This window comes from Streptomyces sp. NPDC031379 (genome assembly GCF_055569615.1).
In genome coordinates this window covers 1-9,426 of sequence record NZ_JBVIIT010000045.1, presented here as the reverse complement: position 1 = coordinate 9,426, position 9,426 = coordinate 1, and the positions used below count along the sequence as shown (strand labels likewise).

Genomic DNA, 9,426 nt, shown 5'->3' with positions numbered 1-9,426 from the left:
CCCACCCCACCCCCCTCGCCCGCCGGTCTGCCGGTGCTCCCCCTCCTCCCCCCCCCCCCCCCCCCCCCCCCCCCCCCCCCCCCCCCCCCCCCCCCCCCCCCCCCCCCCCCCCCCCCGCTCAGCGGGCGGCCGCGGCCGTGTCCTCGAGTGCGGCGGCGAGGGCGGGCAGCCGGCCCAGCGAGCGGGCGACACCGAGCCCGTCCATGTAGTCCCGGACATGCGTGATCAGCCCGTCGCGGACGCGGACCACCAGCACGCTCGGGAAGGCGAACGCCGCGCCGCTTCCCGTCACCGTGCCGACGACCGTCTGCTCGGCGATGACGACCTCGGGATCGGCGGTGTCGTGCACCGTCACGTCACGCAAGGCGGTCGGCCGGGCCGGGCTGCGCTCCCAGGCCGCGCGGTAGCCGCTGCGGACCTGCTCGCGGCCGTGATGGCGGTCGGGCATCCCCGGGAAGAGGAAGGGGAGTTCGTGCACCGCGTCCACGGCGTACAGATCGGCCAGACCGTCGGCTGACATGGTGAGCATGGCCTGGTGATAGCGCTCCAGCACCTCACGAGGCGAACGACCGGCGGGCTGCGCGGTGGACATGGCGGTCACTACTCCGTTCATGGGATCCCAGGATCGCTCCTGGGGACGGAGTCTGCCGGGCCCTCCCGGCCGCGAGGGGGGACGGAGCCCGGCCCGCGCGGGGTTCACCCCCACGAGTGGCCGGACGGGCCCGGAACGCTCGAGCGACCGTGGTCGGCTCGTACTGTTGTCCGGCAGTGGGGTCGGATCACCGGCTCGCCGGCAGCGGACCGGGACGGAAGGTGCCGTAGCGGCCGCGGTGGAAGAGCAGAGGGGAGTCCGGCTCGCCGACCGACAGGTGATGCACCCCGCACAGGGCGATCACATGGTCACCCGCCCAGTACTCGTCCCTCAGGGAGCACTCCAGCCAGCCGATCGCGCCCGTGACCAGCGGTGCCCCGCCGGGCGAGAGATGCCACTCGGTGCCGTGGAACTTGTCGGGGCCGCTGGCGGCGAGCCGGTCGCACACGGGCCGTTGGCGATCGGCGAGGATGCTCACCCCGATCCGGCCCGCCTGCCGGATCCGCGGCCAGCTGCTGCTGGTCTCCGCCACGCAGAAGGAGACCAGCGGCGGCCGCAAGGACACCGAGGCGAAGGAGTTGACCGCCAGACCGACCGGCAGGCCGGTGCCGTCCAGGCCGGCGACGGCGACCACCCCGGTGGCGAACGTGCCGAGAACCCGGCGGAACCGGTCGGCGGCGACGGCGTCGACGTCGGACGACACCGGTACGGATTCGGTCAACTCTGGCGCCTCGCTTCCCGATCGGACCCGGGTGCCCGAGCGGGGCCCACGCCCCTGCTCGGACATCCGGCTGGCGCTCATCGTCAGAGGGTGACTTCGAGGAGCAGACGACGGCGGGCGCTGCTGCTCTTGGTGATCTGGTGACGGTTCACCAGCTCCCGCTGACCGGCCAGCTTCAGACCCTCGGCCGCCAGCTCCTTCTCCAGGGCGGCGAGCGGCGCCAGGTGCGTCCAGGCGGTGTACAGGGCGGTGTCGACGACCTCGCCGTCCTGGACCCGGTTGGCAAGGATGCTGGTGGAGCGCAGGCCGTCCGGTTCGATCCGGTCGATGAAGGTGCACAGCACCGGCGAACGGTCGTCCTTCGTCGGGAAGACCGAGGTGTACTCGAAGGCGGCGGCGGCGCTCTCGAACCCGGCGATGTCCAGCGCGGTCAGCAGGAAGCGGCCGTCCTCGGTGAGGTGCTCGCGCACACAGCGGAACAGCTCCGCGCGCTGCTCCTGGGTGAGGTTCCACACGGCCGTCGCGCCGAGCACGATCAGGCCGAACTTGCGGCCCAGCGAGAAGTCCGTCATGTCGCCCTCGACGGTGCTCAGCCGGTCCGCGTACTCCTGGTGCTCGGGCTCACGGATCCGCTCGGCGAGGATCTCCAGCATCGACGGCGAGTTGTCGAGCCCGACCACCTCGAAGCCGTTCTGCAGATACGGCAGGGTCAGCCGGCCCGTGCCGCAGCACAGCTCCAGCACCGGGCCCGGCCGCCCCTCGGAGGCGTTCAGCAGCTCCTCCACCTCGGCGTTGTCCCGCAGGGTGAACGAGTGGTAGAAAGCAGCACCCTCCGAGTCGTACATGCCGTGCTGGTGGATCTTCCCGGCGAACAGCTCCACGAGAGCCGCCGCGGTGCCCTTGAGCTGGTATTCGGTCATGCTTTCCTCCGATTGCCCATCGTTGATCGAGACCCTAGGCCGGGGCTCTTACAGGCGGCTTGGGCCTCGCTTAAGCCGCCCCGGCCGGCGGATCAGAGCCGGGAACGGGCCGGCAGCAGGCGCGGATCCATGCTCAGCAGGACGCCCCGGCTGCCCCCGTCGACGGGGAGCGAGACACCGGTGGTCGAGCCGGCGGCCGGACCGGCGAGGTAACAGATCGCGGTGGCCACCTCGTCCGCCGTGACCAGCCGTCCGTTCGGCTGGCGCCCGCTGACCGCGGCGAAGGCCGCCTCCGGGTCGGGCGCGGCATCGACCAGCCGGCGCACCCACGGCGTGTCGACCGGCGCCGGGGTCACGCAGTTGACCCTGATGCCCTCGTGCAGATGGTCGGCGGCCATGGCGGTGGTCAGGGCGAGCACCGCCCCCTTCGAGGAGCAGTACACGGCCGCGTTGGGCAGCCCGACCGTGGCACCCAGCGAGCACATGTTCACGATGGACGCCTGCTGGGAGCGCCGCAGATACGGCAGCGCGGCACGGGCGACCCGCACCATCCCGAACACGTTGACGTCGAAGACCCGCTTCCACTCGTCGAGATCACCCGACTCCACGGTTCCCCGGCCGAGAATGCCCGCGTTGTTCACCAGGATGTCCAGGCCGCCCAGCCGTTCGGCGGCCTCCGCAACGGCCGCCTCCACCGAGGCGTCGTCCGCGACATCGCCGTGCACCCCGATCAGCGGTTCGGGAACGGCCGACTTGCCGTCCGCGTCCAGCGCGTGGAGGTCGAGGCAGGCCACCGCCGCGCCCCGGGCCGCCAGCATGCGGGCGGTCGCCAGCCCGATGCCGGAGGCGCCACCGGTCACCAGAGCGGTCAGTCCGGTCAGTTCAGCGCTGCTCATCACGGTCCTCCCCAGCGTCGTCGGCACACTGCTCGCGCAGCGCGTCCAGGTAGTGCATGCCTTCGAGCACCCGGTCCTCGGGAACCCCGAAGTCGATCAGGCAGGCGACCTCGTCGACGCCCGCCGCACGCAGCCGCCCGACGGTCTCCACGCCGTCCTCGACCGTGCCGAACAGCCCGCCGGTGTCGAAGTAGCGGTCGAACGAACGCGCCACGAGGAACTCGCGGTCCTGCGGGGACAGCCGTTCCAGGTCGATGCCGCCGGGCAGCGCAGCCGCGGCGGTCTTCATGATCAGTCCGATCGAGCTGCGCAGATAGTCGCTGAACGGCTCGCGGACCTCCTCCCGGACCTTGTCGCGGTCCGTACCCAGCAGGGTGTGCAGCATCAGCGCCACGTGACCGCGTGCCTCAGGGCCGTGCGCGGCGGCCAGTTCCTCGCGGTAGGCCGCGATGTTGCGCTCCAGGTCCGTGATCTCCTGGCCGATCAGATGGGTCAGCACGCCCGTGCCGAGCCGGCCGGCCGTACGGAACGTCTCGGCGGAGCCGGCGCTCGTCAGCCACAGCGGCAGCTCGGGCTGGACCGGCGGAGGGAAGATCTGCACCTTCGACTCCTGGCCCGCCCCGTCCGGGAACGCCACCTCCTCCCGTCCCCACAGCTGGCGCAGCGTCTCCACGGACCGCATGAGGATCTCTTTGCGGTCCTGGTAGTTCTCCGGCCGCAGGACGAAGTCCACCGCGTGCCAGCCCGACGCCAGGGACAGGCCCACCCGGCCCCGCGAGAGGTTGTCCACCACGGACCACTCCTCCGCGATCCGCGCCGGATGATGCAGCGGAGCGACGACGCTGCCCGCCCGGATGGCTATGCGCTCGGTCGCCACCGCCAGTGCCGCGCCGACGACGGCCGGGTTGGGGTATTGGCCGCCGAATTCATGGAAATGGCGTTCCGGAGTCCACACCGCGGTGAATCCGTGGGTGTCCGCGAATTTCGCGCTGTCCAGCAGAAGACGGTAGCGGTCATCGGCCGCGGCCCCGTAGTCCGCGAAATAGAAGAGACTGAAGTCCACGAAACTCCTCCTACCTGGCGCGCCTGGTCCAGCAGGACCGTAGCCGCGGCCCCGGCACGCAGGGAACTCGCCTTTAGAGCGCGCCAAGAAGGCCTTTGGCGGGGGCGGTGACACTGACCCGACGATCGTTGATCGGCACCAGAGGGAGCAGTGAGCCACCGTGGCGAAGAAGAACTTTTCCGGCGGTTCTCCGACGGATCCGGTGGGTCCGGCCGAGCAGGACGCGATCGCGGTGGTCGGCCTCTCCTGCCGCCTTCCGCAGGCGCCCGATCCGGCCGCGTTCTGGGACCTGCTGCGGACCGGCCGCGACGCCGTCACCCCTGTGCCGGAGGGCCGTTGGGAGGCCGACGCTCCCGGGGACCTCTCCCCGGACGCCGTCGCCGGTGCCGCCCGGGGCGGCTTCCTCGAGCAGGTCGACGCCTTCGACGCCGAGTTCTTCGGCATGTCCCCGCGCGAGGCCGCCTCCGTCGACCCCCAGCAGCGTCTGGTCCTCGAACTCGCCTGGGAGGCACTGGAGGACGCCGGCGTCCTGCCGGCCACCCTGTCCGGCAGCCGCACCGGCGTCTTCGTCGGGGCCATGCACGACGACTACGCCGCACTGCTCCAGCGCCGGGGCAGCGCAGCCGTCACCCCCCACTCCGCGACCGGCCTGAACCGGGGCGTCCTCGCCAACCGGGTCTCGTACACGCTCGGCCTGCACGGGCCCAGCCTGGCCGTCGACACGGCACAGTCCTCCGCCCTGGTCGCCGTCCACCTGGCCTGCGAGAGTCTGCGGCGCGGCGAGTGCGACCTGGCGCTCGCGGGCGGCGTCAACCTCAACCTCACGCTGGCCGGCACGGTCGAGGCGTCCCGGTTCGGCGGTCTCTCCCCGAACGGACGCTGCGCGACCTTCGACGCCGACGCCGACGGCTACGTACGCGGCGAAGGCGGCGGCCTGGTCCTGCTCAAGCCGCTGTCCCGTGCCCTGGCCGACGGCGACGAGATCCACGGCGTCCTGCTGGGCAGCGCCATGAACAACGACGGCGCCACCTCCGGTCTGACCGTGCCCGACCAGGCGGCTCAGCAGCGTGTCGTGGAGGCGGCCCACCGGAGGGCCGGAACCCGCCCCGAACAGGTCCAGTACGTCGAACTGCACGGCACCGGCACCAAGGTCGGCGACCCGATCGAGGCTGCGGCCCTCGGCGCGGCCCTCGGCGCGGACCGTACGGTTCCGCTGGCGGTGGGCTCGGCGAAGACCAACGTCGGCCACCTGGAGGGCGCCGCCGGCATCGTCGGCCTGCTGAAGACGCTCCTCAGCGTCCGGCACCGCCAACTGCCGCCCAGCCTCCACTTCCGGACCCCCAACCCGCGCATCCCGCTCACCGAACTCGGCCTCACCGTCCAGCGCGAACTGAGCGACTGGCCGCGTCCGGACACGCCGCTCGTCGCCGGCGTCAGCTCCTTCGGCATGGGCGGCACCAACTGCCACGTGGTGGTGTCGCAGGCACCCGCGCGGACGTCCGAGGCGGAGGACACCCGGACGGACCCGGCGCCGTCCGGCATCGGCGGACCGCACCCGGCGCCGCCGGCCATCGGCGGCCCGGACCTGACGCACGACGACCGGGCCTCCGGTACGCACCACGACCCGGCCGGCCGGACCCGCGAGACGGATCGGGCGGCCGGCGCCGGGCGGCCGGTCGTATGGCCGTTGGCCGGGCAGGGTCCCGAGGCGCTGCGCGCGCAGGCGGCCAGGCTGCACGCCCGTCTGACCGCCGACGGCGGCACGCCCGACCCGGCGTCCATCGGGTACTCCCTGGCCACCACCCGCACCCAGTTCGACCACCGCGCGGCCGTCGTCGGCTCGGACCCCGAGCGACTGCTCGCCGGCCTCACGGCTCTCGCCCGGGGCGAGGCGGCGCCCGGGATCGTCACCGGCACCACCGCGCAGACCGGCGGCCTCGCCTTCCTCTTCTCCGGTCAGGGCAGCCAGCGGGCGGGCGCGGGCGCCGGGCTGTACCGCGCCCACCCCGCCTTCGCCGAAGCACTCGACCAGGTCTGCGCCGAACTCGACCGGCACCTGGACCGTCCTCTCCAGGAGGTGCTGTTCGCGCCCGACGGCACACCCGAGGCCACCCTCCTGGACCGCACCGGCTACACCCAGCCCGCCCTGTTCGCCGTGGAAGTGGCGCTGTTCCGCCTCCTGGAGACCTGGGGCGTCACCCCCGCCCACCTGTTCGGCCACTCGATCGGCGAACTGGCCGCCGCCCACGTCTCCGGCGTCCTGGACCTCGCCGACGCGGCGACCCTGGTGACCGCGCGCGGACGGCTGATGGAGGCGCTGCCCGGCGGCGCCATGGCCGCGCTGGAAGCCTCCGAGCAGGAGGTGCTGCCGCTGCTGGAGGGCCGCACCGGGCAGATCGGCATCGCCGCCGTCAACGGGCCGCGCGCCGTCGTCGTCTCGGGCGACGAGACCGCCGTCGAGGAGGCCGCCGCGGCCGTGGCCCGACTCGGCCGCCGGACGCGCCGGCTGCGCGTCAGCCACGCGTTCCACTCCCCGCACATGGACGCCATGCTGGAGGACTTCCGCGCCGTCGCCGCCGGCCTGACCTACGGTCCGCCGCGCATCCCCATCGTCTCCGACGTCACCGGCCTGCCCGCGACCGAGGAGCAGCTCGGCTCACCCGACTACTGGGTACGGCACGTGCGCTCCGCGGTCCGCTTCGAGGCCGGCCTGACCACCCTCGTCCAGGCGGGCACCACGGCCTTCCTGGAGATCGGCCCCGACGGTGTGCTCACCGCCATGGGCCGGGAGTGCCTGCGGGATCGCCAGGCCGTCCTGGTACCGACCATGCGCCGGTCGGCATCCGAGTCGGAGGCGCTGCTCACCGCCGTCGCGCGACTCCACGTCCACGGTCACACGCCGGACTGGGAGAACCTCTTCGACGGCACGCAGGCACGGCGCGTCCCGCTGCCGGGCTACGCGTTCCAGCGTCGGCGGCACTGGTACGGCGAGGACGGGGCGCGCCCGCTCGGCGCGCCGGCCCGGGCCGCCACGGGCACGGACGGCGATCCTTCCGCGCCTCTGACGGACCCCGCCTCCGCACGGGCCGAATCCGCACCGGCCGCCTCCGCACCGGGCGACTCCGCCTCCCGGTCCGCTTCCCGGCCGACGCCAGGAGCGCGCGCCGACGCGGCGGACCGGGAGCGGGCCATGCTCGACCTGGTACGCACCGCTGCCGCCATCGTCCTCGGCCACGGCACGGCCGCGTCCGTCGACCCCGACCGGCCCTTCCGGGACCTCGGTTTCGACTCGATCCTCGCCGTGGAACTCCGGGACCAGCTCTGCGAAACCACCGGCCTCCCCCTGGAAACCGGGCTGCTGTTCAACCATCCCACCCCCGCCGACCTCGCCCACCGGCTGGCCCAGGACCTGGCCGGCCCCGCCGAGCGGACGGACGGCCACGGTGGCGAGCCGCACACGGCCACCACCGGCACGACGGACGACCCCGTGGTCGTCGTCGGCATCGGCTGCCGTCTCCCCGGCGGCGTACACGGCCCTGACGACCTGTGGCGGCTGGTCGCCGACGGCCGGGACGCCATCGGCGAGTTCCCCGCCGACCGCGGCTGGGACCTGGACGCCCTCCACGACCCGGACCCCGAGCGGCCCGGCACCACCTACGCCAGGGAAGGCGGTTTCCTGGCCGAGGCCGGCCACTTCGACGCCTCGTTCTTCGGTATCTCGCCGCGCGAGGCCGCGGCCATGGACCCGCAGCAGCGGCTGCTGCTGGAAACCGCCTGGGAGTCGCTCGAACGTGCGGGCATCCTCCCCGAGCAGCTGCGCGGCAGCCGCACCGGCGTGTTCGTCGGCGGCACCGCCCTGGACTACGGCCCCCGCCTGCACGAGGCGGACGAGGAGGCAGGCGGCTACCTGCTCACCGGCAGCACGACGAGCGTGATGTCCGGCCGCATCGCCTACACCCTCGGTCTGGAGGGTCCGGCGGTGACGGTGGACACGGCGTGCTCGTCGTCCCTCGTCGCGATCCACCTGGCCGCCCAGGCGCTGCGGCGCGGGGAGTGCAGTCTCGCCCTCGCCGGCGGTGTGACGGTGATGGCCACGCCCGGCATGTTCGTGGAGTTCAGCCGCCAGCGCGGCCTGGCGGCGGACGGCCGCTGCAAGGCGTTCGCGGCGGGTGCGGACGGCACGGCATGGGCGGAGGGCGCCGGGCTGCTGGTGCTGGAGCGGTTGTCGGACGCGCGGCGCAACGGGCACCGGGTGCTGGCGGTGATCCGGGGCAGTGCGGTCAATCAGGACGGTGCGTCGAACGGGTTGACGGCGCCGAACGGTCCGTCGCAGCAGCGGGTGATCCGGCAGGCGCTGGCGGACGCCGGCTTGTCGGCGGCGGACGTGGACCTGGTGGAGGCGCACGGCACCGGCACCTCGCTGGGTGATCCGATCGAGGCGGAGGCGCTGATCGCCACGTATGGCGCGGCTCGTTCCGCGGAGCAGCCGTTGTGGTTGGGGTCGTTGAAGTCGAACATCGGGCATGCGCAGGCGGCAGCGGGTGTCGGTGGTGTGATCAAGATGGTGGAGGCCATCCGGCACGCCGAGATGCCGCGCACCCTGCATGTGGACGAGCCGTCCCCGCACGTGGACTGGTCCGCCGGTACGGTCCAGTTGCTGACCGAGTCCCGGGAGTGGCCGTCGGCCGGTCCCCGCCGGGCGGCGGTGTCCTCCTTCGGCATCAGCGGCACCAACGCCCACCTGATCCTGGAGCAGGCCCCCGAGGAGGCCCCGTCCGCCGCTGTCGACGCGGCCGCTCCGCTGGTGTTGTCGGCCCGGTCGCCGGAGGCGCTGCGGGAACAGGCGGCCCGGCTGCACGCGCACCTGACGGCACGGCCCGGGATCGGGGCCGGGGACGCGGCGTACACGCTGGCCACCGCACGTACGGCGTTCAGGCACCGTGCGGTGGTTCTGGGCGGGGGTCGTGAGGGTGTGCTGGCTGGTCTTGAGGCTGTGGCCGAGGGGCGGGATGTGCCGGGTGTGGTGACGGGTGGTGTGGTGGGTGCTGCTCGTCCGGCGTTCGTGTTCACGGGTCAGGGTGCTCAGCGGGTGGGGATGGGCCGGGAGTTGTACGGGGTCTTCCCGGTGTTCGCGGCTGCGTTGGACGAGGTGTGTGGGTTTGTCGATCCGTTGTTGGGTCGGTCGTTGCGTGAGGTGATGTTCGAGGGTCCGGTGGAGGTGTTGGATCGGACGG

The 9,426-nt window shown here is 73.2% G+C and carries 6 protein-coding genes; 1 reads left to right on the top strand and 5 read right to left on the bottom strand.

Translation table 11 applies throughout. The features are described from left to right. Positions 1-118: 118 nt before the first annotated feature. The 5 genes from ACZ5CW_RS39740 to ACZ5CW_RS39720 all read right to left on the bottom strand — a co-directional run bounded on the left by ACZ5CW_RS39740 (position 119) and on the right by ACZ5CW_RS39720 (position 4,192). On the bottom strand, positions 119-613 hold the full coding sequence (locus tag ACZ5CW_RS39740) for a nuclear transport factor 2 family protein (protein ID WP_468610439.1): 495 nt from the start codon (positions 611-613) through the stop codon (positions 119-121). Between the two features lie 166 nt (positions 614-779). Further along, entirely contained in the window at positions 780-1,313 is a 534-nt protein-coding gene (locus ACZ5CW_RS39735) for a flavin reductase family protein (RefSeq protein ID WP_468610437.1), read from the bottom strand. An 83-nt stretch (positions 1,314-1,396) separates the two neighbouring features. Next, positions 1,397-2,233 (bottom strand): daptide-type RiPP biosynthesis methyltransferase, encoded by an 837-nt coding sequence (mpaM, locus tag ACZ5CW_RS39730; protein WP_468610435.1) that lies wholly within the window; start codon positions 2,231-2,233, stop codon positions 1,397-1,399. Positions 2,234-2,325: 92 nt separating this feature from the next. After that, complete coding sequence (locus ACZ5CW_RS39725; protein ID WP_468610433.1) at positions 2,326-3,129, bottom strand: SDR family NAD(P)-dependent oxidoreductase; 804 nt, start codon at positions 3,127-3,129, stop codon at positions 2,326-2,328. Next, the gene (locus ACZ5CW_RS39720) at positions 3,116-4,192 is read right to left on the bottom strand and encodes a MupA/Atu3671 family FMN-dependent luciferase-like monooxygenase (protein WP_468610431.1); all 1,077 of its coding nucleotides are present in this window, start codon (positions 4,190-4,192) and stop codon (positions 3,116-3,118) included. The genes ACZ5CW_RS39725 and ACZ5CW_RS39720 overlap by 14 nt, the downstream gene beginning before the upstream one ends. Positions 4,193-4,424: 232 nt before the next feature. Here ACZ5CW_RS39720 and ACZ5CW_RS39715 point away from each other — a divergent pair. Further along, positions 4,425-9,426: beta-ketoacyl synthase N-terminal-like domain-containing protein (locus ACZ5CW_RS39715; protein WP_468610494.1), on the top strand; the 5,002-nt coding region annotated here is incomplete at its 3' end.